Source organism: Streptomyces sp. NPDC043867 (genome assembly GCF_056435845.1).
The window spans coordinates 33,963-60,209 of sequence record NZ_JBWKDS010000001.1; the positions used below are offsets into that span (position 1 = coordinate 33,963).

Below are 26,247 nucleotides of genomic sequence, written 5' to 3' on the forward strand. Positions count from 1 at the left end.
AGGCGGTGATCCTTGCAGACAGGCAACCTGCCCGCAGGGGTCCCAAAGCCTCACGAGACGCTCGGTTACGGCATCATCCGATGGGCTCAGAAGTTCATTGTTCAGCCTGACGGTGACACGGCGGGTGAGTCGTGGAAGTTCACCCCCGAACAGCTTCGCTTTGTTCTCTGGTTCTATGCCATCAATCCGGATGGAACTTGGCAGTACGCGGCGGCCACGCTAAGGCGGGCAAAGGGTTGGGGGAAGACGCCCCTCCTTGCCGCTCTCGCAATTGTGGAGTTTCTCGGCCCCTGCCGGTTCAGCCACTTCGACGCCTTCGGCCTCCCGGTCGGTAAGGCTGTGCCCCTCCCCGTTGTCCAGGTTGGCGCTACGGCGCTCGACCAGACGGAACAGACCATGGACATGATCCGAGGCATGCTTTCGGAGTCTCCAGCCGAAGCGATTTACGGGCTGGACATTGGCAAGATGGTGGTCCAGTTCAAGTCTGGCAAGCCTGGAAGCATCAAGCCGAAGGCCACCGCCGGCAGGACCAACGAGGGAAACCGCCCAACCTTCTGCCTCATGGATGAGGTCCACCACTGGGTTGGCTCGAACGGTGGCCCTGACTTCTACCAGACGCTCAAGCGCAACATCGAGAAGACCACCAAAGCCGGGTCCCGTTGGGTCTGTACTACGAATGCGTACAACCCTAATGAGGACAGTGTTGCTCAGATCATCCATGAGTCAGACATGGTCGCTCAGGGGTATTGGCTGTACGACTGCCTTGAGGGCTCCATAGTCCTTGATGACATCCGGGATGAGGCAGCGGTTCGGGCCTCCCTCATAGAGGCTTACGGAGACGCTTCGTGGGCCGACATTGAGGGCCTTACGAGGACGATCCTCTACGACCGCACCACACCCGATTCAACGTACTGCCGCTTTTTCTTCAACCAGATCGCTGAGTCCTCAGACGGCTGGATGAGTAAGACCGAGTGGGACGAGTGCTTTGACGACCTGGACCCGATCAAGCCTGGCGATCAGATAGCCATCGGCTTTGACGGGTCGATCCGCGGTGACGCAACGGGGCTCGTTGGTATCCGTTTGCGAGACGCCAAGCTGTTTGTCCTCGGTGTCTGGGAGCGTCCCGAGCACGCTCCAGATGACTGGGAAGTCGACGTTCTCTCCGTAGAGGCTGCGGTTCACAGTGCCTTCCGCACTTACCGCGTTGAGTGGTTCTACGGAGACCCGCCTTACTGGCAAGAGGCTCTAGGCCGATGGTCTATCGAGCACGGTGAGGACTACGTCTTCGAGTTCTGGACCAACAAACCAACGAGGATGACGGCTGCCGTCGAGCGCTTCCGTACTGCCGCAATGGTGGGCGATCTCAAACACGACGGAGACCACAGGCTTACGCGCCATGTTCTCAATGCCGTGACCCGTGAAGTACCTCAGGGCCTCCTCATTCAGAAGGACAGCCCGAGATCCAAAAGGAAGATTGACCTTGCCGTATGCGCCGTGCTCGCCCTGGAGGCGAGAGCTGACGCCATCGCTGATGGCCGCATGCAGATCCGGAGGTCCAGAGTAGTGGGGTGGTAGCCATTGGCCGATATTGAAGTGGGGTCTCCACCCAATAACCCTTCAGGGTGGGTCGACTGGCTACACGCAAAGCTCCTCAGACGCAGGACGTATCTGCGCTTCTGCTCGGACTATTACGACGGCAAGCATCAGAAGATGGTGTTCGCTCAGGCCAAGTATCAGAGCGAGTTTGGCCGCCTTTTCGACGGCTGGTCCGACAACTTCTGTGGGCTCATCGTGGACAGCGTCAATGAGCGAATGTTCATCGACGGGTTCCAGATGACTGACGAGCCCGGAGGGGACAAGGACGCCCGCGAGATCTGGCAGCGGAACCACCTGGACGCCGAGTCGAACGCGGCCCACCTGGACGCCATGGTTCACGGAGTCTCGTACGCCATCGTGTGGGCGGACGCTGCCGGCCAGCCCACCATCAGCATTGAGAGTGCTGAGAACGTGGTGGTCCAGTACAAGCCAGGTTCCCGATGGGACATCGAGGCTGCGGCCAAGTTCTACACAGACGACTGGGGACGCGAGTTCGTCACCCTCTGGTGGAACGGTCGGGTCTACACAGGCACGGGCCTCACAGGGGCTTGGGGTGACTACAAGGAGACGCTCAACCCACTCGGTGAGCCTCCCGTTATCCCGATCCCGAACCGGTCCCGTCTCACCGGACCGCAGATCTCCGATCTCGGGGTCATCATCCCCCTGGCTGACGCGATCAATAAGACCGTGGCTGACGCCCTCGTTGCCAGTGAGTACGCGGCTTGGCCACAGAGGTACGTGACTGGCCTGGAGATCCAGGAGGACGAACAGGGGCGCCCTGTCGAGCCTTACAAGGTTGCCGTTGACAAGCTCCTTCAGGCCGAGTCGCCTGACGTGAAGTTCGGCCAGTTCGAAGCGGCAGACCTCAAGAACTACGTGAACTTGGTCAACATGCTGGTTCAGCATATGGCCTCCATCTCTCGTATCCCGTTCCACTACTTCCTGTTGAACGGCGGTACGGCTCCGTCTGGCGAGTCCATCACCTCTGCTGAGGCTGGACTGATCGCCAAGACGCGGGAACGGATGCTCCACTTCGGTGAAGCCTGGGAACGCATTATGAGGATGGCATTCAGGGTTATGGGCGATAAACGCGCCGATGCCCACGGGGCTGAAGTCATCTGGCGTGACCCTGAAAACCGGACCGAAGCACAGCACATGGACGCTCTCTTGAAGCGCCAGTTGCTAGGCGCCCCCAGAGATCAGCTCCTTCTTGACGCGGGCTACACCCCGCAGCAGATCGAGCGCTTCCGCTCCATGCGGGAGCAAGACGCCAAGGACGCAATGGAATTGGCAGAGAAGTACCCGGCACCTCAGCCGGAACAGCCCAACGATCCCAAGGCCAACGAGAAGCAAGCTCGTAAGGCTCCACAGGGCAACTCGGGGAACGCAGCCCGCAAGGCTGCCTAACCCAATCTCACCAAAGGACGGCTCCCGAAATGGGGGCCTTTTTTGATGCCACCGAAATGGAAGGCTCCCAATGGACGACACCACGAAAGATCAGAACACCCCGCAGACTCCTGCGACCCCTCCGGTTCCTCCGGTAACTCCTCCTGCAACCCCTGACGCGGAAACGCTTCAGGCCGAAGTAGAGAAGTGGAAGAACCTTTCTCGCACCAACGAGAAGCGTTGGAACGACACCAGCGCGGAGCTTCAGAAGCTCAAGGAAGCGTCCATGACGGACGCGGAGAAGGCCATTGAGAAGGCCAAGGACGAGGCGCGCAATGCGGCCTTCTCCGAGGTCGGTACTCGACTGGTCGACGCAGAGCTTCGGGTTCAGGCGGCGACTGCCGGCGTGACCCTGCCCAGCTCGGAATTCCTCAACACCAGTGCCTTTCTCGGTGCTGACGGAGGAGTGAACACCGAGGCCATCAAGGCATTCGTGGAGTCCCTTCCCAAGCCGTCCAATGCCCCCGAATTTGCCCAGGGGATTGGCCTTGGCCGTCAGGGCGATTCCGGTTCCTACGCAGCCGGACAGATCGGCCGTGACGCCCTTTCTCGAATGTCCCCCCAGGAAATTTCTGCTGCCCGTAAGGCGGGCAAGCTCGATGCACTGATGAAGGGGGACCTCTGACCTAAAGAGGTACCACATTGACTTTTACGACTCAGGCCGGTAACAACGCTGGTGCCGGTGCACTTCAGGCCGCAGGCGGCCATTTCATTCCCGAGATTTGGGTTTCCCAGCTCCTTGAGGATCTGGACGACAATCTTGTTCTCGGTTCCCCGGAGATCGTGAATCGCCAGTATGAGGGCGAGTTCCGGCGTGAGGGCGACGTTGTGCGAATCCCGCACTTCGTTGACACCGTGACGGACAAGGGAATCGTGAAGGCTTACGGTTCCATCGGTACGGCGGACCACGCGGCGCTTGAGTACATCAAGATGACCGTGGCGAAGGGTTCGAGCTTCCACCTGGAGCTTGACAACCTGCACCAGCTCCAGACCAAGACCGGTATTGACCTCATGTCGAACCTGGTCAAGCAGCGTGCTCGCACTCTGGCCAACACCATGGATTCGCTCATTGCGAAGACCATTCTTGCGGCCGTAGCCGGCAAGGACCTGAACGGCACCGAGGACCGTAACGCCACCGTTTCCGGTCTGCCTGCACTGCACGGCAAGATTGACGGCGTCGTTGAGGCGGACTTCACTGCCGGGATCGACATCAGCGTCTATGACTTCGTGATCGAGATGCTTGAGAAGCTCGACATCAAGGGCGCTCCTCAGGACCGCTTCCTGTTCATTTCCCCGAAGCTCCGGTCTGCGCTTCTGCGTGACCCGAAGTTCATTGACGCCTCGCACTTCGGCGGGGGTGCCGTGATTCCTACTGGTGTCATCGGCTCGATTCTCGGTGTCCCGGTCCGTGTCGCCAACACGCTTGGCTCCCACACCCGGCCGAACGAGAAGCTCGTCAAGAACCGGCACACCGACTTCTCTTCGGTGGACATGTTCATGGGCTCGACTGCTGCGGTTTCGCTCATCGTCCCGTTCGCGGAGATGCAGTCTTACCAGCCTGAGGCGAAGTTCACCAACGCCATCAAGTCCCGCGTCATCTACGACGCGAAGGTGATTCGCCCGGAGCAGCTCGTTGTAGCGCAGAACGTTGAGACGCTGATCTCGACGCACAACGCGTAAGGGGGCCTCCGTTGCCTCTGGCTACCGTTGACGATGTGGCCGCCCGTCTTGGGCGGCCCGTCGCCGCAGATGAAACCACCCGTGTGACAGCCTTCCTAACAGACGTCACGGGACTGATCGAGGACTACTGCGGCCGAGACCTGGACAAGCGGAGCGGCCAGAGCATCACCCTCTATCCGGAGGGTGGCTGTGTCCTCCCCATCCCCACGCGGTATCAGACCTTCCTCACCGTTGCCGCCGTGCTCCAGGACGGCCAGGCGGTCACAGGCTGGACGTTCAACGGCCGACAGCTCGTCCTTGAGACGGGCTGGGGCGAATCCGCGGTGACCCTCACAGCCTCTTGGGGCTATGAGGACATCCCCGCTTCGCTCAAGGCCATCGCCTGTTCAGAGGTGATCCGTTGGCTTGCCCTCTCCCCCGGTGTGGAGTCGGAACGCGTCGGTGAGGTCGAGGTGACGTTCTCCGGAGCGTCCTCCGCACAGACCCTCTCGACCGCCACCAGGACCAGCCTCAGACAGGGACGTTGGCGCCGTGGCGCCGCTGGCTCCATGGTCCTCCGCAGGGAAGGCCCCGTACTCGATCTGAGGGGGCCGCTTGTTCTCTGATCCCGTAGAGGTCTGGCGTACGGATGTGACCGCCAAGAACGCGTACACATCCCGTCCGGACTGGGACCAGGCCGTCATGGTCTGGTCCGGCCTGGCGAACGTCCAGCCCGACAAGACCTATGAATCCTTCTCCCCCGCTCGTGACCAGTCTCAGGAGCGCCTCACTGCCTTCCTCCCCTACACAGCCGTTGTCTCCTCTGGCGACAGGGTAAAGCTCGACGGCCACACCTACGAGGTTGACGGAGAGCCCGAGCGGTGGGGGTACACCTCCCGCCGGCACCTGAAGCTCTCCATCTGGAGGGCCATCAAGTGAGCGCTAGCCATCGAACGAAGCTCGTTCTGCACCGGGGTTGGGAGAAGGAGGTGTACGCCTCTTACGGCACCCGCGAAGCCCTACAGCTTGCAGTCAAGCGCATCGACGCGTACGCCAAGGGCGACGCTCCCCGACGCCCCAGCAACCGGACTGCGTGGAACTCCATCCGGAAGCAGATCGGTTCTGCTGTCGCCATGGACCGGGATGGCTGGTACGGCGGTGTTTTCACCGAAGCCAACCCGCGTGCCCGACACGCCATGCTTCAAGAGCGGGGCTTCACGACCCCTCGGGGTCGCAAGGTCGCTGGTCGGCGTTGGCTTAAGGGGGCCCTACTGAAAGCGAGGATCGACGAATGAGGCTCGATCCCATTGAGTTCCTGGTGACCTACCTTGACTCCGTTCAGGAGATCCCTAACGGATCGGTACTGGGAGACCTCACGAATCACGTCACTGGCGAAACTGCTGTTTACATAGAGCACATGGGCGGTTTCCGCGTTGTGCGAGACAGCATGGACCGGATCGACGTGGAGTATGCCGCTTACTCCATGGACCGTAAGGAAGCCGTCGATCTCGCGCTTCTCGTGCGAGAGAGGTTCTTGGAGGATCTCCCGAACACTGCGGTTGGCGGTGCTCTCGTCTTGGACGTGGAGGAGATCGACTCCCCCAAGTACGACCCTGACGAGTCCTCCCGTGAACACGTGTATTGCGGCCAAGTGGCCGTGTTCTACACGGAGGTGTGAGGCAGACGAGCGCGGGCCGTACGCCGGGTTCTGTGTCCCCAGACACCTCACGGTGACCAGGGCGACGGCCATCCATCTAGGACCAGCGTTACCGCTGGCCTCGTGCGGTCTACCCGCAGACTCGGGCGGGCAGCCCTCAAGCGTCTGCGCAGGGTCGTCATGACGGCCCCTCTTGACCTTGCTCCAGGTGGGGTTTACCTAGCCGCCTGAGTCACCTCAGGCGCTGGTGGTCTCTTACACCACCGTTTCACCCTTACCGAGGACCGGGGCCCTTGGCGGTCTGTTTTCTGTGGCACTGATCCCGCGAGTCACCTCGGGTGGCCGTTAGCCACCACCCTGCCCTGTGGAGCCCGGACGTTCCTCGGGGAGGTCAACCCTCCTCGCGGCCGTCCGCCCGGCTCGTCTGCCGTGCGGCCCATCTTACCTCCCCGCCGGCAGCTCTTCCCCTAACTGTTCGGCCCCCTTCTGGGGGCTTTTTTTATGCCCTCAGGAGGCCTCATGGCCAATGATCCAAAGAAGATCCGGTTCGCCCCGAACGGCTCCATCTACGTTGCTCCTGCCAGTGAGAGCCTCGTTGTGCCTGTCGATCTGGGCACCGCCGGCACCGCTCCAGCGGGTTACAAGGCGCTCGGCTACGTGGACGAGGGCGGTGTGACTCTCACCCCTGCCATCGAGACGCAGCCCGTCAACGCGTGGCAGTCGGCAACTCCCGTTCTCTACAACGTTACTTCGGCGTCCTTCTCTGTGAAGGCGACGCTCCAGGAAACCAACGAGATCACTACGGAACTGTTCTGGGGTGCTGAGTGGGTTGAGGTCATGTCGACCGACCCGACCCCTGTCGGTACGGGCGTTTACAAGCTCGACCTGTCGTCCACTCCGGATCTCAAGGAACTGTCTCTGGTCGTTGACTGGAATCAGAATGCCATCCGCAGCCGTGTGGTTATCCCACGAGCGATGATTTCCGACCGGGGAGCTATCCAGCTTTCGCGTACAGAAAACGGAAAGTTCGAGCTGACCATTGAGGCGCTCGACAGTGACGGTTCGCTTGGCTATGTCCTTACGAACGACGACATTGTCAATGCCCCGTAAGTGACGCCCTGAGCCGGGGCGGGGTTACGTCCCCGGCACTCTCTCTCACCCCACCCAAGGAGTCCGTATGTCCACTGAGAAGAAGACTGGCGCGAAGAAGAACGGCACCAAGAAGCTTGTTGCGGCTAAGGCTGAGGCCACGAAGACGTTTGCCGAGTTCGACCACCGCGGCCTCACCTTCAAGATCCCTCACCCCAAGAACTTCCCACTTGAGGTTCTGATGACGGATGACGAGCTGGTTGCTACTCAGCTCATCCTCGGTGAGGACCAGTGGGCGGCCTACCTCTCCACTCGTCCGGACATTGAGGACTTTGGCGAGTTCGCCAAGAAGATGGCTGAAGCCCAGGGGCGGGACGACGACGCGGGAAACTGATGGCAGTCGTCCGTGTCATCCAGGAGTTCCCCGATGAACTAGAAGCCGACTTGCTTGAGTTCTTCGGGGTCGACTTCCTAGACCTGTGGCATGGACGGCTATCAATCCGCCGTATCGGCGTACTCATCAACTCACTGATGAGGAAGCCCGGACGCTCCACGCTCCTCATGGCCATGGATGAACGCTCTTCGTGGCCAGAAAACACATACATGCTCGCGCGTATCTCTGACGCGCTTGAGCTTTCCAACTTCCTGTTCCTCAAGGCAAACGCTGCTGAAGAAGATTCCCGCGACCTTGAGCTTCCTCCACCGATTACACGGCCCGGCGAACCGGAGCCTCAGGCCGAACCAAAGTCCGAGTTCAGTGACGCACAAGAACTCACGAGCTTCTTTGGACGGCTCAACAGCCTCTAAGGGGGTTCCATGGCTGAAGGACGCGGCCCTATCAAGGTCGGTACTGGCTACGTCGAAATCATCCCGAAGATTCTCCAGAAAGACGTGGAGGAGCTTCGCAGGAAGGTTTCCGGCGAGATGGCCAAGATTGGCTTGTCTGCTTCCAAGGAGATTTCCAAGGGAGTGAAGGAGGGGCTTGCCGGCCTGCCTGCCGAGGCAGAGAAGCAGGCCAAGAAGGCCAACGAGAAGACGAAGAAGGCCAAGAAGGACTCTGCCAAGGATCTTGCGCGCATCGAGCGCCAGATTACTAAAGAGTTCGGCGAGGAAGCCGCAGCCCGTTTCCGTGCCTTCCGTGAGCTTGAGCAGAAGAAGGCAAAGGCTCTCAGGAAGACCTCTCAGGAAACGAAGACGGCCCTCCGTGAAACCGTGCGCCTGGAGGAGCAGGCCGCCAGGCAGCGGCAGGCGGCAGCCGAGAGGCTTGAGAAGGACCGTCGACGCGCTCTCAAGGCAACTCAGGCCGAGCATGCGCGTATCGAGAGGGAGAAGACCCGGTTCGCGGAGACGCAGGAGCGCTTGCGCATCCAAGCCCTTCGTGAGTCAAACCGGGTCCAGGTGGCTGAACTGCGCGAGGCTACACGTCTCCAGATAGCACAGATGCAGCAGCAGACGGCCATGCACCGCACGCAGATGCAGCAGCAGACCGCAAATCAGCGCATGGCGCTCCAAGCGCAGGTGCAGGCTCAGCGGACTGCAATACAGGCTCAGGTCTCTGCTCTCCGGGAGCAAGCAGCAGCTCAGCGGGCCGTCCTTCAGGATGGGATTGCCGACCAGCAGCGACGCATGGTCCAGTTGCGGGATGGTATCCGGGATATCAACCGGAACATCAACAGCACGAACACCACCACTCAGTCCTACTTCACGCGGACTGGCACCAGTCTGAAGCGGATGGGCACTTGGTTTGACCAGGTGGGCATGTCGATTCATGAGGCCGGAAACATCCTCACCACTCGATTCCTGGCCCCTCTGGCAACCGCAGGTGCAGCCCTCACGGCTATCGGTGTTGAGAGCGCGGACAAGCGTCTCCTCGGTCAGCTTGGCCTCTCCTCTGCGGGTGTCTCCAAGTCTGTCTCTGCTCAGCAGATGTCGGCTATCCAGAACTACGCGATTGATACCCCGTTCTCCATCGACGTCATGCACGAGTACCAAATGAAGCTCATCCGCTCTGTGGCTGGTGCGGATAAGAAGTGGTACAGCAAGGACGCAGGGACACGCACTAACGCTGCCAACTCGGCCGCCGGGAAGACGACTGATCTCATCATGGCTATCGGTGACTCGATGGCCCGAGCCGGAAACCTGAACCCTACTCAGTTCCAGCGCGCTATGTACGCGATGGACATGATCATGGATATGGACCGGGCGCCTACGAAGAACGTCAAGCAGCTTGCGGCGGCTTCGGGTATGCCTGCTTCCGAGCTTGCCCAGCTCCTCGGGTTCGATAACGCCCAGGAGATGTGGAAGGTCGTCGGTACACCTGCCGCTAAGGGCGGTGGTGTTTCGGGTTCCGAGATCATGAACGCCATGCTCAATTACTGGAACCCTGAGAAGTACAAGGGGAACCAGAAGGGCGACGGCTCCATTGGCTCTGCGGCCACCATGACGAGCGAGACCATTACGGGCCGACTCCAGCAGATGAAGGAGCGAGCCTCTTTCGAATTGGGCAACCTCTTCGTCAAGGAGGGCAAGGGCGGGCAGTACGAGTACACGGGCCTTGGCGAGAAGATCATGGGCAAGAAGGTCCCGACGTACACCCGTGATGAAAACGGCGAACTTACCGTTTCCGGGTATCACACTGAGGGCGGACTTGTTGACCAGGTTCAGGGCATGGCCAAGAAGTGGGCCCCTAAGGTTGACGACTTCCTAGGGAAGTTCCTCGACGGGACGTCTCACTTCATTAGTGTCATTGACAAGGCAGCCACGTGGATTGAGGATTCTGGGCTTGCCAATCTCGCAGGCCCCATCACGGACTTCCTGATCAAGTGGGGTCCGCTCATCCTCGCTGTGGGTCTGCTCTCCAAGGTGCTGGGCAAGGCCGTGGGCCTGGTCGGCAGGCTCTTCGAGCCCGCTGCCGCAGTCGTCCGCGGTGGTGTCCGTGCTACCGAAGGCACTCGGGACGTTCGCAGTCAGCGCCGTGCAGCTCGGGACGCTCGCAACGAGGCTCGGGGTAACGGGGCTTCCCGCCGTGATGCTCGCCAGGCGGGCCGTGAGGCTTACCGACAGCAGCGCACCACCAACCGGAACGGCGACAGCCGTACGCCCGGCAGGCGCCTCCTGGACGGCTTCATGGGCCGTGACTCCCGAGAGCAGGACGGACAGCGTCAGCTCCGGGCCCTTGAGGACCAGCTACGTGAAGCCCGAGACGAAGCCGCTCGGCTCCGTGACGAGCTGCGCGAGACCAACCGGGAGAGCATGCGGCAGATCACTGCTGCGCTGGCCGGCAACGGCAACAACTCCGTGCAGGGTGCGGCCAACCAGGCTCAGACTGCGGTCAACCAGATCCAGACGCAGGCACAGCAGGCCAACAACACCTCTCTCAACCAGCTCAGGCAGGAAGTAGAGAAGGTTCACAAGGCGGCTCAGGACGTCGTTTCTGAGCTGGGCAAGACCCACGACAAGGTGAACACCCTTGACGCTGCCAACCTGAACAAGGTCACGGCCGAGGTCAACCAGCTCAAGACGGCAGCGCAGGACGCGGGCAAGGAGATCACCTCCGACAACACCCGCATAGGCAACCTGAACGGCAAAACCGTAAAGGGTGTAACCGGATCGGTCGACGATCTACGGGACGCTGCCAAGCGGGCTGCTGCTGCCATTGGTGATGGCGCTATGTCGTCGTCCACTGCTGGCCGTACTGCCAACCTGAACAAGCGCAGGCTGACGGATGTTATCCGCGAGTTCAAAAAGCTCACGGACGCTGCCGATGACACCTATAAGAAGGTCGGTCAGGGCACTGGTGCCGGCTCCCTCGCGGGACGCATTGGACTGCTCAACAACCGGTCCCTCAAGGACATCACACAGAAGGTCAAGGATCTCGAAAAGGCGCTCAAGAACGCCAAGGACGAGGGCGATGGCCTGGACGACGCTCTTGGCCGTATCGGCAAGAAGTCGCCCGGTGGTGGTGGCTCCTCTTCGGGAGGCAAGAAGAGGCGGGCTCGTGGTGGTGTCATGCACGGCTCGGACGTCTCCTTTGCGGGAGTCATGCCGGGCTATCAGCCGTGGGCGGACAAGATCCCGACCCTTCTCACTCCTGGTGAGGCCGTCCTCCGTCCGGAGGTCACCAACCACATTGGCGAGGAGAAGATCAACGCTTGGAATGCTCTTGCCGTACGGGGAAAGCTGTCCCGTCACGCTCGGGGTACTTCTGGCGGTGGGGGTAAGTTCGACCTTGACCAGCTCAAGGAGCTGATCGAGCTTCAGAACATTGCACCCATCGGTACGGCAATGCTCAAGACAATGAAGCTCGACGGCACGTCCGATCCCCTTGGGGGAAGCACTCAGGGCGGCATTCTGCGTACGGGTGACGTGTCCGCCGGCATCGGCGGGTCTGCGGGTGCCGAGAAGTTCCGTGGCATGTACGACTGGATGACCAAGGATATTTACACCTTCGCCAAGAAGGTGCCAACTGTCGTTGGTCAGGTCGCAGGCATCCTCGGTGGCGCCTTGTCTCCAACCCTCGGAGAATATTTCTGGGATGACGTCTGGAAGGGCAATGGAAACATTGTCGACCGAGGCAAGGACTATCTCGGTGACGTCTTCTCAATGAAGACCCTTACAGCCGTCTGGGACAACCTCTTTGGCGGCGTAAAGGATTCCCTCGGCGCGATCTGGGACACGGTAACTAATCCGGTAGACACGATATCTGAGGCGTTCTCGGATATCGGTAGTGTGGTCTCCGGGTCCTACAACAACCTCATTGGGATGATTGAGACCGTAAAGGAGATCAAGGATTCCCCGCTCGGGTACGCAGACCGCGTCTTTGACGGCTTCATGGATAACGCCCAGGAGTCCATGCCTAACACGAAGGGCCTGTTCGACTTCAAGAACGGCTCGAAGGTTAGTGCCAGTCTCCCGGACATGAGCCAAAGCATGGGCGGGCCAGGAAAGGGCTCCGGTGCCGAGAAGTGGCGACTCGTCGCCTCTCAGGCGCTCGGAATGCTCGGCCTCCCTGCTTCAGCGCTAGGAACCGTCCTCCACCGAATCCAGATGGAATCCGGGGGCAACCCCAACATCGTCAACAAGTGGGATTCCAACTGGAAGGCCGGACACCCTTCAGTGGGCCTCATGCAGGTTATCGGACCCACGTTCAAGGCGTATGCCGGGATGTTCAGGAACACAGGGCCGTTCTCTTACGGGACGTCTACGAACCCTCTCGCCAACATCTACGCGGGCTTGAACTATGCCAGGAATCGCTACGGCTCCAACTGGCAGAGCGTTCTTGCCGGAAACAAGGGTTACGCAACCGGCACCCTTTCCGCCTCTCCTGGGCTTGCCCTGGTTGGTGAGAAGGGCCGTGAACTGGTGGCCTTTGGCGGTGGTGAGCGTGTCTTCAACAACGAGGACACAGAGGGACTCCTCAACGGCCGGAAGTACGAAATCCACGTCCACGAGGCGCGAACCGAACCGACGCCTCAGGCCGTTCTCAGGGCTCTCCAGACTGCGGAGGCGCTTTACACGACCCTTTAAGGAGGCTGAATGCCTATTCCGGTAAGGGCGAGAACGGTAGTTCAGGTGCCCGTTCGGCCGACTCCGCCGGCGCCTGTCCGGTGGAACCGTACGAACGTGGCAGTCATAGGGAACAACGGTCAGGGAGAGGAAATCTCCCTGACCGGGTTCTCTAAGCGAGGGTGGCCGTCCATCATCATGCAGCCGGGAGCTACCGGCCTGGACATGCCACCCTTTGCCCTGTTCTCCGATGACTCCCCCAACCTTGACGGATCTATCTACAGGTCTTCTCGCACGTCGGCACGAGAGATCATGATTCCCGTATACCTCTATGGGATTGACCGACAGACCATTAACGGGCTGAAGCGTAAGCTCTTTCAATCGCTCAACCCCAAGCGCGGTTACTGTGTCCTGAAGTTCACCGAGGGCAACAACCAAACGCGACTTCTTAACTGCTACTACAAGGGTGGCATGGAGGGGTCGGAGGCCACCGATACCGCCGGGTTCACCTGGGCGAAGTACGGTCTCACGTTCACTGCCATGGACCCGTTCTTCTACCCGGAGAGGCCCGAGACGACTCGATGGGACTTCGGTAACGGCGAAGCCTTCCTGAATCCTGCTCAGTCACTCTTCCCTCTGCGGGTTTCTGCGGGTGTCCTAGGGGGTTCTGGGGGCCTGATCATCACCAATCCGGGAGACGTTGAAGCGTGGCCCGTGTGGGAGCTTCACGGCCCTATCCGGTCCTTCTCCCTGGCAAGCCCTTACGGAGACCTCGTAAAGGCTTCTCCGCTCGGTGACGGGTCAGACATCGTGGCCGCTGGCCGGGTTCTGACCGTCGACACCCGCCCTGGTCACAAGACCGTCATGGATGACTTGGGCGCGAATTACTGGAGCCTTCTCGATACCAACCCTCAGTTCTGGTCGGTCGAGCCCGGTGACACCAGTGCATCAGTTTCCGTCGTAACCGGTGTAGGCAAGGCCGCGGTGGTCCTGTCCTTCTATCCCCGTTACGCATCATTCGTATAGGGGGGCCATGTGGGATACCGCGTGGAAGTGTTCGACAGGGACTTGAAGCGGATAGGTGAGATTGACGAGTGGCTGAGTCTTGACTTCACCGTGCGTCTCGCACAAGAGGGAGCTTGGCAGCTCCTTATAAAGGACGGCACTCGTCAGTCTGACCTCATCAAAAAGGGTGGCGGTGTCGCTATCTGGCAAGACGGAGTCGATAAGCCCGTCCTGAGTGGCCCTGTTGACACTTACCAGAAGTATTGGACCAAGCTCCAGCACACGGGGCCTGGTTCGCTGTATATCGCTGGCAAGTGTCACAACACCTTGGCCTACCGCAGACTCGCATTCCCGGACCCCTCCAAGGCCGTGGCGAATCAGTACCAGGCTGCCCGCTACCAGCGGCTCGTAACTCCTCACAAACCGATGGAACAGACCATTTGGGAGGAGCTGAACAAGGCCCTCGGTCCCGGAGCACGAGCAGACCGGCAGGTCAACGGAATCAACTTCGGAGACGAGCCGACGGGGACACCCGCCTTCCCCTGGTCCAAGGTAGCTGACTGGCTCCAGATGGACGTTATCGGCACGAAGATCGAGGAATGGTTCGCCGCAAAGGGTGTCGCCTACCGGTTTATTTACAACGCCGAGACACAGCAGGTCGACTTTGAGGTGTTCAAGCCCCGCAACCTCTCCAAGACTGTTCGGTTCAGCCCTGACCTTGGGAACCTCCGAGAGTACATCTGGACCCTCAGTGCACCAAAGGTCACCCGCGCAATCATCGGGTGTGCCGGCGAGAGGTCTGAGCGCTACTACTACCAGAAGGTGGACGCAGCCGCGGAAGCCGAATGGGGTATCCAGATTGAGCAATTCGTAGACCGCCGAGATATCCAGCTCAAGGTGGATTTGAACACCGGGGAGCCAATCAAGTCGGATGCAACGATGACGGCTGATGACGTTGAGGATGCCAAGACATCGCTTGAGGACGCTGCCGACAACGTCTTTGCCGAAGGAGCCCCGAACGGCAATTTCCAGATCTACCCCATTGATACGGCTGAGTGCGCATTCGGCAAGCACTACTTCGTTGGCGACAAGGTCACGGTTGCCGTTGATGGCACCGAATACACGGACGTTGTCCGAGAGGTCGTCATCTCTGTTGATGACGCCGGAAACACTCAGGACGTGGCCCCCAAGATCGGCCAGCAAGGAACAGGTGAGCCCCTGAACCTCTACAAGACCGTATCGGACATGCAAAAGAAGTTGCGTCGACTCGAAGCGAGGATGTGAGCCCCTATGGCAGAACTCAGTTTTCCGTTTGAGGCGGATAACGCCAACGGTGGCTCTAAGGCCGTCTCTCAGACGCAGTGGCAACAGATGGCCCTTGCGTGGACCTCTGATCGTGTTGACTTCCCGCTGAAGAACAACACCTATACCGCTACCGATCTTCCGTTCACGGCAACAACCAGCTCCCGCAACGTCACTGTGGGCGCGGGTAGCGCTTGGGTCGGTGGGTTCTACTACAAGCTCACGGGGTCCAAGCAGTTCACCGTTGCCGACAACGCAACGAGCCAGGGCCGCAAGGATCTCATAGTCATTCGAGCCGACATGGCTCAGGCAGCCGTGAACCTCGCGCTCGTCCAGGGTGCTCCGGCAGCCACACCAGTTGAGCCCCAGCCAACGCGCCAGTCCGGTGCGGTCTGGGAAATGCCGCTCTACTCGGTAGACGTGCCGGCCAACAACGGCACCATCAGTGTTTCTCGTCGTGCACCGTACGTCATTCCGCCTTCTGTGGCCTTCCCTTGGAATGGCCGTGAAAGCGCCAACCTGCTTCCTCGGGGCGCGTTCTCCGTCGACATGGACAACAACGGCGGAGGCGGGCAGTCAGAGACGTTCAACGGACGTGACGGGTTCGTGTCCACGAGGCACTTCGGTAAGAGCCTCACTTACACCCCCAGCACCCTCTACGTGAAGACCGGCATCCCTACCGCCAACCGGCGCGGTCGTTGGCGTTGGGTGGCCCCCAATACCGTCTGGTTCTCCGTGACCATCGTCAATGACTTCGAGGATCAGGGAATTGGGGTTACGGGAGATAACTGGAGAGCCGCGGTGACTCTTCCGGTGAATTCCAACTCCAAGGCCATCCAGACGTTGCACGGCTATCTTTCGAATCCGTACAACTCGGGCGGCCTGCCGAACATCGTTAGCGTGACAGCCACTACGCATCCGGGATCGAACATCCTGTTTCTGCACTGGCCTAACTCGTCTACGGCGAGTGAAGGTTTGGACGGATTCAAGTCGTTCCCGGCTCGTTCAACCTTCTCTATCTCCGGGACTATCGAGGCCAATGAATTTAAGGAATAAGGCGGTATCACATGGCTAGAAACCAGTTTGGCGGTACCGCCTCTGACGTTGCCGAGGACGTGAACGGCGGACGAGTTCCGGGCGCAATGGGAACTGTCTGGGACGGTCCTGGAAGCAACGCAACTCAGCTCACGGACATGCTCGACATGAACGGGAACGCCCTCGGTCAGCTCGTTGCAGACGATCAGGGCATGATCCCCGCGTTTATGGGCCCGGAGGGCTCAGAGCTGCTGTACGTCGACTTCGGCGGGGGTCGAGTTGCCATCACGCCCGTTGACGTTGGCAGTCGCCTCAAGGCGCACGTGGACAACCTGACCACTGATCCTCACGGGGATCGAGCGTACGCAGATGCGTCCTTCATCAAGCTCAGCGAAGCGGGATGGCTCGTCACCTCCAATGGCAAGGCCAACGGACGTGGCGTGTGGGTGCCCCGGAGCTGGGGTGAGTTCTGGCGCCCGAAGCGGGACGCTGCCAAGGCCGGTTCAGGCAAGGCGAACGTCGCAGTCATCGGCGGAAGTGCGTCTGTCGGCTTCTACGCCTCCAACCTGGTCACCAAGTCGTGGCCAGGCGTCCTCACGACCAGTCTTCAGACCGCCAACGGCGACGGTGGCTCTGGCTTCGTCTCCGCGCTCTTCAGCGCCAACGGCATTGCAGGCAACGACACAGCAGCAGTCAACCAGTGGACCACCAGCGGTGGCCTGGTTGCCCAGACCGGTACATGGGCCATCGGCGGTCACCCTGTAGGACCGGGCTGGGGCTACCTCTACACCTCGACCAATGGCAGCTCGATGACGTGGACGGTACGAGGTACCTCCGTGACCATCTACACCCTTGGTGCTGACGGGAACCGCTCCCCCTGGGCGTACTCGATTGATGGCGGGACCGATGTGGCTGTCACCGAGTCGGCTACCACGGGCCTGACGGTGCTGAAGACGACTGTCACTGGTCTGTCCGCCGGCACCCACACGGTTCGGGTGAAGCACACGGGTACGGCAGGCAAGTACCTGTCTGTCTGCGGCGTATCTGGCGAGAACACCAGCGGAGTTGTGGTCAACAACTTCGGTAAGAAGAACGCCAACGCCTCTCAGTACCTCCCTGCGGGGAAGGTCGGTTGGAACGGCGGATCTAGCTACCCGGCGGATCTCCTGATCTACGGCATCAGCCCTCAGGACGTGATTGACGGGGTTGCCGTCGACACCTGGGCTTCCCAGGTGCGACAGCACATCTCGAACGTCCGAGACGGAGGCTCCAGCCTCGGAGCTACCGACGTGGTCTTTGTTCTGCCTCACATCGGACAGGCAGACGCACAGGGCTACCGCTTCCAGGACTTCGCTGACCGCACTTACGCCCTGGCGAACACATTTGAAGCCGCGGTAGTGGATTTCTGGAATCTCGGCCGGAACTCATGGAACTTCTTCAACTCCCTGGGGTACTGGGGCAACCCTGCTGCTCCGGGCACTGCCGGAACTGATGCGGCCCTTCCCTCTGATGCAGGTCACTCCTACATGGCGGGAGTGCTTACCGCTCTCCTCAACAGCTAATAGGAGGCCTCATGGCTAATCCCCAGATGCCGCAGGTAATCGCTGTGGCCAAGAGTCAGGTTGGAGTCCGAGAGGGCTACGCAGAAGGCGGATGGAACAACATTGTCCGTTACGCAAATGAGGTGCCAGGTCTCACCTGGGCACAGGGCCAGAGCTGGTGTGCAACTTTCACGTCGTGGGTTGCAATGCGAGCCGGGGTGGCTAACCTCTTCCCTCGTACGGCCGACTGCTCCGCTGCGGTCACCTGGTTCACCAATGCCGGACGCTGGTCCTGGTTCCCCGCAATTGGCGCTCAGGTCATGTACGGCACTTCGGGCCAGGACCACACGGGCATTGTAATTGCCTACGATGCGACCTTTATTTGGGCAGTGGAGGCTAACACCTCCGACAACGGTTCGACCGAGGGCGACGGGGTCTATATCCGCAAGCGTCGCCGGTCGGACGCCATCGTTTACGGATACGGTCTGCCCGCGTACTCCGAGGGCATCATTACGGCTGACTCGGCAAAGAAGGGTGTGAGCGGCTACACGTACGCGGCTACCCATTCCGGTCCTGGTCCGGCTGAGCTGACGGCAGGTGCGACCGCCGTACAGAACTTCGTGGCCGAGACCGCGACTGTCAACGGTGCCGTGCACTCTGGCCGGCAGTACATCCAGCAGAATGAGGCAACGACCGTTGCCCTGGAGATCGTTGCCTTCACGGGTACCGGTAATCAGGTGGTCCTCATCAAGGATGCTGACGGAGTCACTCGTTTCGAGGTGACTGCTCCAGGTGCCACCATCCACCGGGCTCTCGCCGCATTCACGAGCAACCTCCAGATCGGCTCTGCAACGGCTGATATAGGCGGCGGGTCCGGTGTAGTCGGCATCAAGAACGCTGCCACTGCCCCAACCACCAACGCGACCGGCGGAGGAGTCCTCTACGCCGAGGGCGGCGCTCTCAAGTGGCGAGGCTCGAACGGAACAGTCACGACCATCGCTAACCCCTAAGCGCTAACTCCCAGACGAAGGCGGCTCGGTACTCCGGGCCGCCTTTTGCATGCCTCCTGGAGGCCCAATGACCCTCTCTCAGTTCTTCAACTTCTCGGGGCCTCTGGCGACGTTCATTGCGGCTGCGGTTGTGATCCTCGCAGCGTTCCGAACGAACACCGCACGAGTCTGGAAGGAAGAGGCAGAAGCCCAAACCGCTAGGGCCAACCGCCTTGAGAACGACCTTAAGGAAATCAAGGAGCGACTGACGCATATCGAGCGTGACAACGCTCGGCTTATCGCTCTGCTCACTTCTCTCGACCCCGTCCGTCTTTCGCAGCGCGGCTGACGGCTAACCCCCAGGAGGATTAATGGCAACTACTTGGATCACTGGCGCTGAGCGTCTGGGAGACGGCTCTATCGGTGGAACGATGGGCAAGCCCGACTCTCCCGCCCGTGCCGTCTGGCACACCACCGAGTCGGGTGATGGTGACGAGGCATTCAAGAGTGTCGCTGACTACCTGATCAAGATCGGCGCCGAACCCCACATTCTGTATGACCCAAGCACTGACCGGATCGGGCAGTTCGGCCCGCTCAACGAGTCGGCCCGAGCGCTCAAGAACGACGGGGACACCCGTACCAACCGGGTCGGTAAGGCCTGCATCCAGATTGAGGTACTGGCTCGCGCTGGAAAGCCCTTTACGGGCTACTGGAAGCCAGGGCCCAACTTCCGGAAGCTGATGGCTGCAATCCGCTCTCACGGCGTTCCTGACGTCTTCCCAATGGGTGCCCTTGCCGAGAAGTACGGGGACTCTGACGTTAAGCGAACTCGGGACGTATGGCTGACCAAGGGTGGCCACTTCGGACACTGCAATATCCCTGGTAATGACCACTGGGACCCTGGTGCGATTGACGTGAAGGCTCTGTTTGCTGCGGCCCCTAAGGCGTCGACTCCAACCAAGCCGACTACTCCCACCAAGCCGACTACTCCGAGCAAGACTGCTCCTGCTTTCCCTGGCGCCTACTACTTCCGCCCTGGCGCGAAGAACTCGTACGTTACTCAGCTTGGCAAGCAGCTCGTGAAGAAGGGTTACGGCCAGTTCTACAAGCAGGGTCCAGGCCCTCAGTGGACTGCCGTTGACCGTGCTGCGGTCAAGGCTTTCCAGGTGGCTCAGGGCTGGACCGGTTCGGATGCGGACGGTTACCCCGGTCCGCAGACCTGGAAGAAGCTTTTTAGCTAAGAGGAGGCCCTATGCTCGACTTCATTTCTAAGCACGGCGTACGCATCTATTCCGTCCTCGCGGCCCTGGTGCCGGCGCTCGTCCTCATCTGGCCTCGTGTGCCGTGGGAAGCCGTCGTTTCGGCTTCCGCTGCACTGCTCGGAGTCGGTGTGCTAACTGCCTCGCACGAGGACACCAAGACTCTCCGAGCCCTGTACGAGGACAGTCCCTTTGCCGATGAGCTGAACGGCAACGCGGGTAAGTAACCCGCACAAGAACTAGGTGGAGGGGTCCACCTGGGGTTAGAGAGAAACACAAAAAAGCCCCCCTCCCGGTGACGGGAGGGGGGCTTTTTTTTTTCGTTCTACTCGGACGCACGGCCCACGCTGGTGGGCGTCCATTGTGTGATGGGGTGGATCTTCGCCTTGCCTGCCTTCACGGCTTCCTGAGCCAGCATGCTTGCCTCGGTGACGTCGCAGGCTTCCACGTAGACCGTTGCCGCCGCATGTGCATGCAGCGAAACCCGGTACCTCTTCTTCGGCATCTCTTCTCCCTCACTCATGGGCGTACGTCACCTGTTCGCCAACCTTGGCGGCCAGCGGGAAGGAGAGTTCCTTAACCCAGATCCGTACGTCCTTGTCTTCCACGTCCACGTAACTAACGGTGAGGATCAGCGGTTCTTCCGTCGGGTCCCCCGCGTCAATCTCCTCTCCCTCTTCCAGGAGTTCCACCGTCGTATATGCGCTCATGACACCTCTTCCGTAATGACCTGCTCGACGTGCTGAAGGATGGTGGCTGCGGCGAACTCTTCAGCCATGAAGTGATCCAGCATGAGGAGCGCTATAAGCGCCCGACGCATGCCGTCGATTCTGCCGTTGGCTATGCGCTTAGCCGGACGTCCAAGGTTCGTGGACCGCTTCAGCTCATCCACCATTTCGCGGAGAATCCTGGAGTATGCGCGCCCGAAGCGCGCGGTCACGTCCTGTACGGCTATGTCTTGCATGAGACCCCCATACGAAAAGCGGCCCACCCCCTTCCGGGGATGGGCCGCTCTCTCGTGGTGCTGGTGGCTACTTGTTGGCTGCCGCGTACGCTTCCTTGATGGAGGCCGGGACACGGCCCCGGTTGCTCACCTCGAAGCCGTTGGACGCAGCCCACTTCCGGATCGTCTCGGACGACGGCTCAACCGTGCTCGTCGTCGTCGGCCTGGCCGCACGCCCGCGGTTGCCGGCGGAGCTGCCAGCCTTGCGCCGACCCCCACTGAGGTACGGGGCGAGGAACTCACGCAGCTTGGCCGCGTTCGGCTCGCTCAAGTCGATCTCGTACGACTTGCCATCCAGCCCGAATGTCACAGTCTCGTCCGCCTCTCCCCCGTCGATGTCGTCGATGAGGAGAACCTGAACCTTCTGAGCCATGGGTTGTGCCTTCCTTGCTTCGGTTCGTACGTCCTTCGGGGGGTGGTTGTCGTTGTATCCCCAACGACACACACCTTCATACTTTTCAGCGTTTTGGAGCGCGTTTCTGTCACAGGAGGCTGTCACATGCACGCGTCCTACTCAAGTCCGTTTCACTCTCTCCACTTCCCTTCCGACCACTTACGGCACAGAGGCGAGTAACGGCCCTGCACGAGACGGGGTGTTGACGGGCGGGTTTGGGGCATAGAAGAGGGGACCGCACGCTTACGGTCCCCTGTGTCAGCAGCGCTCAAGGCAGTGCCGGACATAAGCTGTCCTCCTGTGTCCGTGAACGCTTCGCTTCCCTCTTCTCCTTCCTGACTTCCCGCACCTTCGCAGCGGCCAGGCGGTCACGAAGCACCACACGATAGACGTTTCCGTATTGCTCGCAGAACACGCCGTAACGCTTAACCTTCTTGGATGCCGCTATGAGCTTGGCAAGCCGCTTCATGCAGCGCTCAGCGTCACCAGGAAACGCGAAGGTTCCGCAGACGACTTCCGGTGATTCCAGATTGGGCCACGGAGAATCACTCATGGTGGTGCGTCCTTCCTGTGACGTGCGCTACCTCTGAAGCTCCTCGACAGGGGTGAACCTGTCCGGGGTCCAGTAGCCGACCACTTCCCCCGTGGCGACGTGGCGAACAGGCTTGCCCAGGTCGGTCACCGCCTGGCCGCCCTCCTCCTGGTCCTCCTCCTGGGGCTCACTCTCCTCGGCCTCCTGGTCCTGGTGCTCGGTCTCCTCGGGAGCGGGAGACCACCAGATCTGAGACTGAAGGGAGCCCGTGAACAGGGCCTCTTCCGTCTCCACGGACCAGATTTCGTACCGACCCTGCCCGGTGTACGTGATCCCTGCAAGGGTTTTCTGTGTCGGTTCGGTGGACCGCTTCCCGCCCTTGCCTCCGAACAGGAGCCGTGCGTTGACGCTGACCCTGGCGGAGCGGACAGCGGGGATGTCCCGGATCTCTCCGTTGGTCCAGTCCCCCGCCTTCGGAGCCTCGGCCAGTCGGATGGAGCTGTGCTCCGGGAAGAGCGTGGTCCAGGTCGACCGCGTCGCCGGATCAGTGCCCTTCTCCCCGACGCACACACGAACCGCCGGAACCTTGGCCCCGTTGTACGTGGCCTTGACCTCCTTGGGCGCGTCCAGCAACGTCCCTTCCCTGGTCACCTCGTGCCCTCGGGTGTCCCGCCCACTGGCGGTCACGTAGTCGCCCGGCTTGACGTGAGCAAGCATCTTCTTGAGGTCTGACACCTTTTCCTCTTCCTCCCAATTCGGGGAACGCTTCCGGTTCCCCTGTTCCTGGCTGTCGTTCAGCACCCTCAGAGAGGGCACGTCCAATCGGTTGGTGCACACGTCGCAATCGCAGGCGTGACCAACACACATCAGGCAGCCCACGACGTCACATAGACGGTCCGGCCCGTACCCGTCCCCCCTGTTGTACGAAAAGGGGTATAGGACGTGCTCTCTCTCGTATGCGTGTCCGTGTGCCACTGGCACGGCGGGACACTCGAACTTGGAGGCTCGGGCGGACTCGTCGGTGACGAAGGCAGCACGGCACCGGGTGCACTGGAAGCGACCTTCCGGCCGCAGGTGCACCCGGTGCTTCACGCGCTCACCCTCTCAGCCGTCCGGCTGCGTGTGGTCCGCTGCCGGGGTGCCGGCGGAGAGGCCGCTACGACCTTCTTCGGGGTGGCCGCCTTCTTCACCGCCTTACGTGTTGCCGGCGGAGAAGCCGCGGGAACCTTCTTCGTAGGTGTCGCAGTCTTCTTAGCCGTGGCTCGCTTACGTGCCGGTGCCCGCTGGGCGGGAACCCTCACGGGCTCGGGCTCGGGCTCGGGGGCTGACTCCTCCGGAACCTCAACGAGCCGGAAGACCAACGGGTTGAGGCCTGGACGCTTGGACTTGACCTCTTCCGCGACAGCATCGGGCATCTCGTCAACGGCATCGAAGATCTGACTTGCCGTGTAGCGAGAGCTGAGGGCCCGGTAGAGCTGCGTAGAGGTCATGGGGCCATGCATCGTCAGCTTCTCCCTGATCTTCACGTCCAGCGGCAGGATCGTACGGGCCTTCTGGACGCTGCTCTGAGAGATCAGTTGCTTGACCGAAGCAATGGAGAACTCGACGAACGCACGTGCCGCCTCAAGTGCTTTGACGCTGATCACAGTCTTACGCTCGGCCGCAGTGAGAACGCACGCAACCCGTATGACCTGTTCGTCAGCCCGCTCGATGAAACACGAGATGTCCTCGGGGAGTTCATCCATGGTGTCTTCATACTCGGCCCGTATGTCGTCAAAGCGTTCTGCGGCTGCGTCGCTCAACTCCATCTCACGTACTTCTTTGCGAGCCCACTCATAAGCCAGCCGCAGAGCTGCACTCACCCTGATCTCACTGAGCGGGTTACGTCGACTCTTAGCCGTGCGGATGAGCTTGGAGCGCTCGACCGAGACCGGGAGAATACGGTTGAACGAGCCTCCCTGTGCCTCCGTCAGACTGACGTACTTGGCCCAAGCGGCAGGCTGGATGTGGACATGAAACCCCAGGGCAGGGGTTTCGACCGTCACCTCTACCCGCTTCCCGTCCTTTTTGGTGACGTTGGAAACACGCTTTCCGTCCCAAGCGGTCCGGAGCACTCCCGAATACTTGGCATCCCTGTTGGTCAGTTTCAGAGTGGTCGACCACTCCTCATCAACTATGACGGTTCTCCCGTCGAGACCACCCTCAGACGTAAGCGAGTCCTGTTCGTTCTCGTAAAGCGTCTGCACCAAGGATGCGCCCGACGAAATGCCGCCCTGTCGACGGAGGGCGAGGAAGTCCCCAACGGAATCCCGCAAAATCGCCTCAGCGGTTGAGAGCGCGTATCCCTTGCGCCCCACCCGCGACCGACCAGCAAGAGCCGTCCAGACTACCGAGGGCCGCCCATTCGGCTGCAATACGTTGCCGTTAAGGGCCGCCGAGAACAGGGCCAGCACCGCCGCATGGACCCCCACGGGGTCCGCCTCCGTGTGGGGCATAGCGGCCTTGACTGCTGAGCCGATGGGCCCATAAGCCATCGGCTCGTAACGAGCCTTCTCGTCCATTACCTTCCTTCCGTTCCGATTGTTACTGCACGTTCACACTCGGAAGCGTGAGCGTCCATGGATCGGGCTGGACGTATCCCTATTCCAGCCCTCACCAAAGAGGCTCAGACCCCTATGGGCTAATCGCCCAAGAGAACGTCCGTCATTTCCTCAAGCGCGGTCACAGCGCTATCCGCACTCTGCCGGAACATGTCCGCCGCGTGCAGGTACCCCCGATTTGTCATCCAGGAAGCGTCTTGCGCTGCCTTCATCGACGGGTCCGCCTGTCCCGCCGCGTACGCCTCTCGCGCTTCCTTTTCCGCCTCTCGCATGTCCCGCTCGTACTTGCCGAGAGCTGCCAGCAGGATTCCCCTGCGGTTGTCCAGGAAGCTGTACGCCTTATTCACGTCAGAACTCCTTCTGTTCCTGAATGTCGAGTGCCCCGTTGTGACCCATGGTTCGGGCCATCCACGTTGCAGCCGCTTTGTAAGAGCCGAAGCCGCTTTTGCGGGGGAGCGGCCAAACGTTGCTGCCGTCCCATTCCGTACATTCGATCCAGTACGCGCCATCCTCGCGGCCGATCCTGGCCCCGCCATTAGGCAGGGTCACGAGCGCTTTACCGCGCTCGAATCGGTCCACGTTGATCACCGTTGCTTCAGCCACGAACGCGCACCTTCCCCAGCGCACTCAGGAAGGCGGGAGCCGCGACAGCCACCAGGGCACGAGCGGCATGCTCAGGGCACGCGTAGTAGCTGGCTTCCTCCCCCAGCTCCTCGCACAAGTCGAGGAACGCGGGCAGCCACGAGCCCTCACGTGCGTTGCCGGCTGCTGTCCTGGCACGGGCCTTGACGTCCTCTACCACCAGGGGCCAGACCCCCACCCGGCTCACGTCTCGTCCGCCTTGCGCTCGGGCTGAGCGAACCTCTCGGTTATCCAGTCCCAACCCCACTCGGTGGAGAAGTGGGCTGCACAGGAAACGGGGTCCGTTATCCAGTCATGCCCCACCCTCCGGTAAGGGCTGAGGCACCTCCACACAAGACGGTCGAGGAGAAGGTTTGGCAGAGTCGCGCTCGGCAACGGCTCTTCGGTCTGTGCCAGCCAAGCGCCGTACTCTTCCGTCATGTCCTCACTCTTGAGGACTACCAGGAACCCTCTCTCGTTTGCGCGCCAGTACAGCGAAACGCGCATGTTCAGAGGGTCCCCGAACACACCGACTGCCACGTGTGTGGCAGAAGCTTCGGTAACCTGCATTGTTTCCCCTTTCGAGTAGGCCGAGTAAGGGACGCGGGAAGGTATCCCGACTCACCGCGTCCCAAGCTCACCCGACTAGATCAGGTTGTTACGTTCCCGCCATTCCCTGAGCGCCGTTTCCCGCTCCGCAGGGGGAAGGCAGCCCTTGTGACGCGGGCTGGGCTTCCAGTTGCCTTCCTTGTCCTTGCGTCCCCGGATGTGGCTGTAGAACTTTTCGATCTCCTGTCCGCAGCCCTTGAGTTCACAGCGCCACAGGGACCGGGTGTCACTGCCGTTGTACGTCCCGAGGAGCGTCCACCCGTTGAAGCGGGCAACCGCAATTGCCCGCTGAGCGGCTTTGATGTTCCGGTCATTCGCCCCCTGCTTCAGCACAGGGGAGATCTCCGGAAGTTCGGGGGTGTGCTCGGTCATTGTGTGAGTTCCTCTCTTAGCGGGTCGTCTGCG

Annotated in this window: 30 protein-coding genes and 1 other RNA gene; 19 read left to right on the plus strand and 12 right to left on the minus strand. The window is 60.8% G+C overall.

Annotation, left to right across the window (positions count from 1 at the left end; all coding sequences use genetic code 11):
- Positions 1–12: 12 nt before the first annotated feature.
- The 7 genes from AC069T_RS00270 to AC069T_RS00300 all read left to right on the plus strand — a co-directional run bounded on the left by AC069T_RS00270 (position 13) and on the right by AC069T_RS00300 (position 6,379).
- Positions 13–1,575 (plus strand): hypothetical protein, encoded by a 1,563-nt coding sequence (locus AC069T_RS00270; RefSeq protein ID WP_478780574.1) that lies wholly within the window; start codon positions 13–15, stop codon positions 1,573–1,575.
- A gap of 3 nt (positions 1,576–1,578) precedes the next feature.
- Positions 1,579–3,003: a phage portal protein gene (locus tag AC069T_RS00275; RefSeq protein ID WP_478780575.1), complete on the plus strand. Its 1,425-nt coding sequence runs from the start codon at positions 1,579–1,581 to the stop codon at positions 3,001–3,003.
- 70 nt (positions 3,004–3,073) lie between these two features.
- A complete protein-coding gene (locus AC069T_RS00280) occupies positions 3,074–3,667 on the plus strand; it encodes a hypothetical protein (RefSeq protein WP_478780576.1) in 594 nt (197 codons plus the stop codon).
- Positions 3,668–3,684: 17 nt separating this feature from the next.
- On the plus strand, positions 3,685–4,722 hold the full coding sequence (locus AC069T_RS00285) for a hypothetical protein (protein ID WP_478780577.1): 1,038 nt from the start codon (positions 3,685–3,687) through the stop codon (positions 4,720–4,722).
- Positions 4,723–4,757: 35 nt separating this feature from the next.
- Complete coding sequence (locus AC069T_RS00290) at positions 4,758–5,327, plus strand: phage gp6-like head-tail connector protein (RefSeq protein WP_478780578.1); 570 nt, start codon at positions 4,758–4,760, stop codon at positions 5,325–5,327.
- Positions 5,317–5,640 carry a head-tail adaptor protein gene (locus AC069T_RS00295; RefSeq protein ID WP_478780579.1) on the plus strand — a complete coding sequence of 108 codons (324 nt, stop codon included), beginning with the start codon at positions 5,317–5,319 and terminating at the stop codon, positions 5,638–5,640. The genes AC069T_RS00290 and AC069T_RS00295 overlap by 11 nt, the downstream gene beginning before the upstream one ends.
- A gap of 352 nt (positions 5,641–5,992) precedes the next feature.
- On the plus strand, positions 5,993–6,379 hold the full coding sequence (locus AC069T_RS00300; protein ID WP_478780580.1) for a hypothetical protein: 387 nt from the start codon (positions 5,993–5,995) through the stop codon (positions 6,377–6,379).
- 2 nt (positions 6,380–6,381) lie between these two features.
- Here the strand turns inward: AC069T_RS00300 and rnpB are convergent.
- Positions 6,382–6,781, minus strand: an RNA gene (gene rnpB / locus AC069T_RS00305) — RNase P RNA component class A.
- 96 nt (positions 6,782–6,877) lie between these two features.
- Here rnpB and AC069T_RS00310 point away from each other — a divergent pair.
- The 12 genes from AC069T_RS00310 (at position 6,878) to AC069T_RS00365 (ending at position 20,310) form a co-directional block, all read left to right on the plus strand.
- Positions 6,878–7,468, plus strand: a complete 591-nt coding sequence (locus AC069T_RS00310; RefSeq protein ID WP_478780581.1) for a phage tail tube protein — start codon at positions 6,878–6,880, stop codon at positions 7,466–7,468.
- A gap of 67 nt (positions 7,469–7,535) precedes the next feature.
- Positions 7,536–7,841, plus strand: coding sequence for a hypothetical protein (locus AC069T_RS00315; RefSeq protein WP_478780582.1), 306 nt, complete (start codon positions 7,536–7,538; stop codon positions 7,839–7,841).
- Complete coding sequence (locus AC069T_RS00320) at positions 7,841–8,254, plus strand: hypothetical protein (RefSeq protein WP_478780583.1); 414 nt, start codon at positions 7,841–7,843, stop codon at positions 8,252–8,254. Before AC069T_RS00315 ends, AC069T_RS00320 begins: the two co-directional genes overlap by 1 nt.
- Before the next feature lie 9 nt (positions 8,255–8,263).
- Positions 8,264–12,973: a lytic transglycosylase domain-containing protein gene (locus AC069T_RS00325; protein WP_478780584.1), complete on the plus strand. Its 4,710-nt coding sequence runs from the start codon at positions 8,264–8,266 to the stop codon at positions 12,971–12,973.
- A gap of 96 nt (positions 12,974–13,069) precedes the next feature.
- Entirely contained in the window at positions 13,070–13,978 is a 909-nt protein-coding gene (locus tag AC069T_RS00330; RefSeq protein WP_478780585.1) for a phage tail domain-containing protein, read from the plus strand.
- 21 nt (positions 13,979–13,999) lie between these two features.
- Entirely contained in the window at positions 14,000–15,241 is a 1,242-nt protein-coding gene (locus AC069T_RS00335; protein ID WP_478780586.1) for a siphovirus ReqiPepy6 Gp37-like family protein, read from the plus strand.
- A 6-nt stretch (positions 15,242–15,247) separates the two neighbouring features.
- Positions 15,248–16,315: a hypothetical protein gene (locus AC069T_RS00340; protein ID WP_478780587.1), complete on the plus strand. Its 1,068-nt coding sequence runs from the start codon at positions 15,248–15,250 to the stop codon at positions 16,313–16,315.
- Between the two features lie 137 nt (positions 16,316–16,452).
- Entirely contained in the window at positions 16,453–17,856 is a 1,404-nt protein-coding gene (locus AC069T_RS00345) for a hypothetical protein (RefSeq protein WP_478780588.1), read from the plus strand.
- A gap of 11 nt (positions 17,857–17,867) precedes the next feature.
- A complete protein-coding gene (locus AC069T_RS00350; RefSeq protein WP_478780589.1) occupies positions 17,868–18,845 on the plus strand; it encodes a hypothetical protein in 978 nt (325 codons plus the stop codon).
- A gap of 67 nt (positions 18,846–18,912) precedes the next feature.
- Positions 18,913–19,173 carry a hypothetical protein gene (locus AC069T_RS00355; protein WP_478780590.1) on the plus strand — a complete coding sequence of 87 codons (261 nt, stop codon included), beginning with the start codon at positions 18,913–18,915 and terminating at the stop codon, positions 19,171–19,173.
- 82 nt (positions 19,174–19,255) lie between these two features.
- Positions 19,256–20,065, plus strand: coding sequence for a peptidoglycan-binding protein (locus AC069T_RS00360; protein WP_478780591.1), 810 nt, complete (start codon positions 19,256–19,258; stop codon positions 20,063–20,065).
- An 11-nt stretch (positions 20,066–20,076) separates the two neighbouring features.
- Positions 20,077–20,310: a hypothetical protein gene (locus AC069T_RS00365; protein WP_478780592.1), complete on the plus strand. Its 234-nt coding sequence runs from the start codon at positions 20,077–20,079 to the stop codon at positions 20,308–20,310.
- Positions 20,311–20,408: 98 nt separating this feature from the next.
- Here AC069T_RS00365 and AC069T_RS00370 read toward each other — a convergent pair whose 3' ends face one another.
- The 11 genes from AC069T_RS00370 to AC069T_RS00420 all read right to left on the minus strand — a co-directional run bounded on the left by AC069T_RS00370 (position 20,409) and on the right by AC069T_RS00420 (position 26,214).
- Complete coding sequence (locus tag AC069T_RS00370) at positions 20,409–20,606, minus strand: hypothetical protein (protein ID WP_478780593.1); 198 nt, start codon at positions 20,604–20,606, stop codon at positions 20,409–20,411.
- Positions 20,599–20,793 (minus strand): hypothetical protein, encoded by a 195-nt coding sequence (locus AC069T_RS00375; RefSeq protein ID WP_478780594.1) that lies wholly within the window; start codon positions 20,791–20,793, stop codon positions 20,599–20,601. The genes AC069T_RS00370 and AC069T_RS00375 overlap by 8 nt, the downstream gene beginning before the upstream one ends.
- Complete coding sequence (locus tag AC069T_RS00380) at positions 20,790–21,047, minus strand: hypothetical protein (RefSeq protein ID WP_478780595.1); 258 nt, start codon at positions 21,045–21,047, stop codon at positions 20,790–20,792. Before AC069T_RS00380 ends, AC069T_RS00375 begins: the two co-directional genes overlap by 4 nt.
- 67 nt (positions 21,048–21,114) lie before the next feature.
- The gene (locus AC069T_RS00385; RefSeq protein ID WP_478780596.1) at positions 21,115–21,459 is read right to left on the minus strand and encodes a histone-like nucleoid-structuring protein Lsr2; all 345 of its coding nucleotides are present in this window, start codon (positions 21,457–21,459) and stop codon (positions 21,115–21,117) included.
- Between the two features lie 289 nt (positions 21,460–21,748).
- Complete coding sequence (locus AC069T_RS00390) at positions 21,749–22,033, minus strand: hypothetical protein (protein WP_478780597.1); 285 nt, start codon at positions 22,031–22,033, stop codon at positions 21,749–21,751.
- A 27-nt stretch (positions 22,034–22,060) separates the two neighbouring features.
- Positions 22,061–22,813, minus strand: coding sequence for a hypothetical protein (locus tag AC069T_RS00395; protein WP_478780598.1), 753 nt, complete (start codon positions 22,811–22,813; stop codon positions 22,061–22,063).
- A gap of 287 nt (positions 22,814–23,100) precedes the next feature.
- Positions 23,101–24,573: a DUF3987 domain-containing protein gene (locus AC069T_RS00400; RefSeq protein WP_478780599.1), complete on the minus strand. Its 1,473-nt coding sequence runs from the start codon at positions 24,571–24,573 to the stop codon at positions 23,101–23,103.
- Positions 24,574–24,692: 119 nt separating this feature from the next.
- Complete coding sequence (locus tag AC069T_RS00405; RefSeq protein ID WP_478780600.1) at positions 24,693–24,959, minus strand: hypothetical protein; 267 nt, start codon at positions 24,957–24,959, stop codon at positions 24,693–24,695.
- 1 nt (position 24,960) lies between these two features.
- Positions 24,961–25,215, minus strand: a complete 255-nt coding sequence (locus AC069T_RS00410) for a hypothetical protein (RefSeq protein WP_478780601.1) — start codon at positions 25,213–25,215, stop codon at positions 24,961–24,963.
- Between the two features lie 222 nt (positions 25,216–25,437).
- Positions 25,438–25,740: a hypothetical protein gene (locus AC069T_RS00415; RefSeq protein ID WP_478780602.1), complete on the minus strand. Its 303-nt coding sequence runs from the start codon at positions 25,738–25,740 to the stop codon at positions 25,438–25,440.
- Positions 25,741–25,878: 138 nt separating this feature from the next.
- Complete coding sequence (locus tag AC069T_RS00420) at positions 25,879–26,214, minus strand: hypothetical protein (protein WP_478780603.1); 336 nt, start codon at positions 26,212–26,214, stop codon at positions 25,879–25,881.
- Positions 26,215–26,247: the final 33 nt, after the last annotated feature.

Coding starts and splice junctions, on each gene's coding strand:
- AC069T_RS00280 (WP_478780576.1), top strand. CDS start 3,074: ATGGACGACACCACGAAAGATCAGAACACCCCGCAGACTCCTGCGACC.
- AC069T_RS00300 (WP_478780580.1), top strand. CDS start 5,993: ATGAGGCTCGATCCCATTGAGTTCCTGGTGACCTACCTTGACTCCGTT.
- AC069T_RS00310 (WP_478780581.1), top strand. CDS start 6,878: ATGGCCAATGATCCAAAGAAGATCCGGTTCGCCCCGAACGGCTCCATC.
- AC069T_RS00315 (WP_478780582.1), top strand. CDS start 7,536: ATGTCCACTGAGAAGAAGACTGGCGCGAAGAAGAACGGCACCAAGAAG.
- AC069T_RS00320 (WP_478780583.1), top strand. CDS start 7,841: ATGGCAGTCGTCCGTGTCATCCAGGAGTTCCCCGATGAACTAGAAGCC.
- AC069T_RS00325 (WP_478780584.1), top strand. CDS start 8,264: ATGGCTGAAGGACGCGGCCCTATCAAGGTCGGTACTGGCTACGTCGAA.
- AC069T_RS00340 (WP_478780587.1), top strand. CDS start 15,248: ATGGCAGAACTCAGTTTTCCGTTTGAGGCGGATAACGCCAACGGTGGC.
- AC069T_RS00345 (WP_478780588.1), top strand. CDS start 16,453: ATGCTCGACATGAACGGGAACGCCCTCGGTCAGCTCGTTGCAGACGAT.
- AC069T_RS00350 (WP_478780589.1), top strand. CDS start 17,868: ATGGCTAATCCCCAGATGCCGCAGGTAATCGCTGTGGCCAAGAGTCAG.
- AC069T_RS00355 (WP_478780590.1), top strand. CDS start 18,913: ATGACCCTCTCTCAGTTCTTCAACTTCTCGGGGCCTCTGGCGACGTTC.
- AC069T_RS00360 (WP_478780591.1), top strand. CDS start 19,256: ATGGGCAAGCCCGACTCTCCCGCCCGTGCCGTCTGGCACACCACCGAG.
- AC069T_RS00365 (WP_478780592.1), top strand. CDS start 20,077: ATGCTCGACTTCATTTCTAAGCACGGCGTACGCATCTATTCCGTCCTC.
- AC069T_RS00370 (WP_478780593.1), bottom strand. CDS start 20,606: ATGAGTGAGGGAGAAGAGATGCCGAAGAAGAGGTACCGGGTTTCGCTG.
- AC069T_RS00375 (WP_478780594.1), bottom strand. CDS start 20,793: ATGAGCGCATATACGACGGTGGAACTCCTGGAAGAGGGAGAGGAGATT.
- AC069T_RS00380 (WP_478780595.1), bottom strand. CDS start 21,047: ATGCAAGACATAGCCGTACAGGACGTGACCGCGCGCTTCGGGCGCGCA.
- AC069T_RS00385 (WP_478780596.1), bottom strand. CDS start 21,459: ATGGCTCAGAAGGTTCAGGTTCTCCTCATCGACGACATCGACGGGGGA.
- AC069T_RS00390 (WP_478780597.1), bottom strand. CDS start 22,033: ATGAGTGATTCTCCGTGGCCCAATCTGGAATCACCGGAAGTCGTCTGC.
- AC069T_RS00400 (WP_478780599.1), bottom strand. CDS start 24,573: ATGGACGAGAAGGCTCGTTACGAGCCGATGGCTTATGGGCCCATCGGC.
- AC069T_RS00415 (WP_478780602.1), bottom strand. CDS start 25,740: ATGCGCGTTTCGCTGTACTGGCGCGCAAACGAGAGAGGGTTCCTGGTA.
- AC069T_RS00420 (WP_478780603.1), bottom strand. CDS start 26,214: ATGACCGAGCACACCCCCGAACTTCCGGAGATCTCCCCTGTGCTGAAG.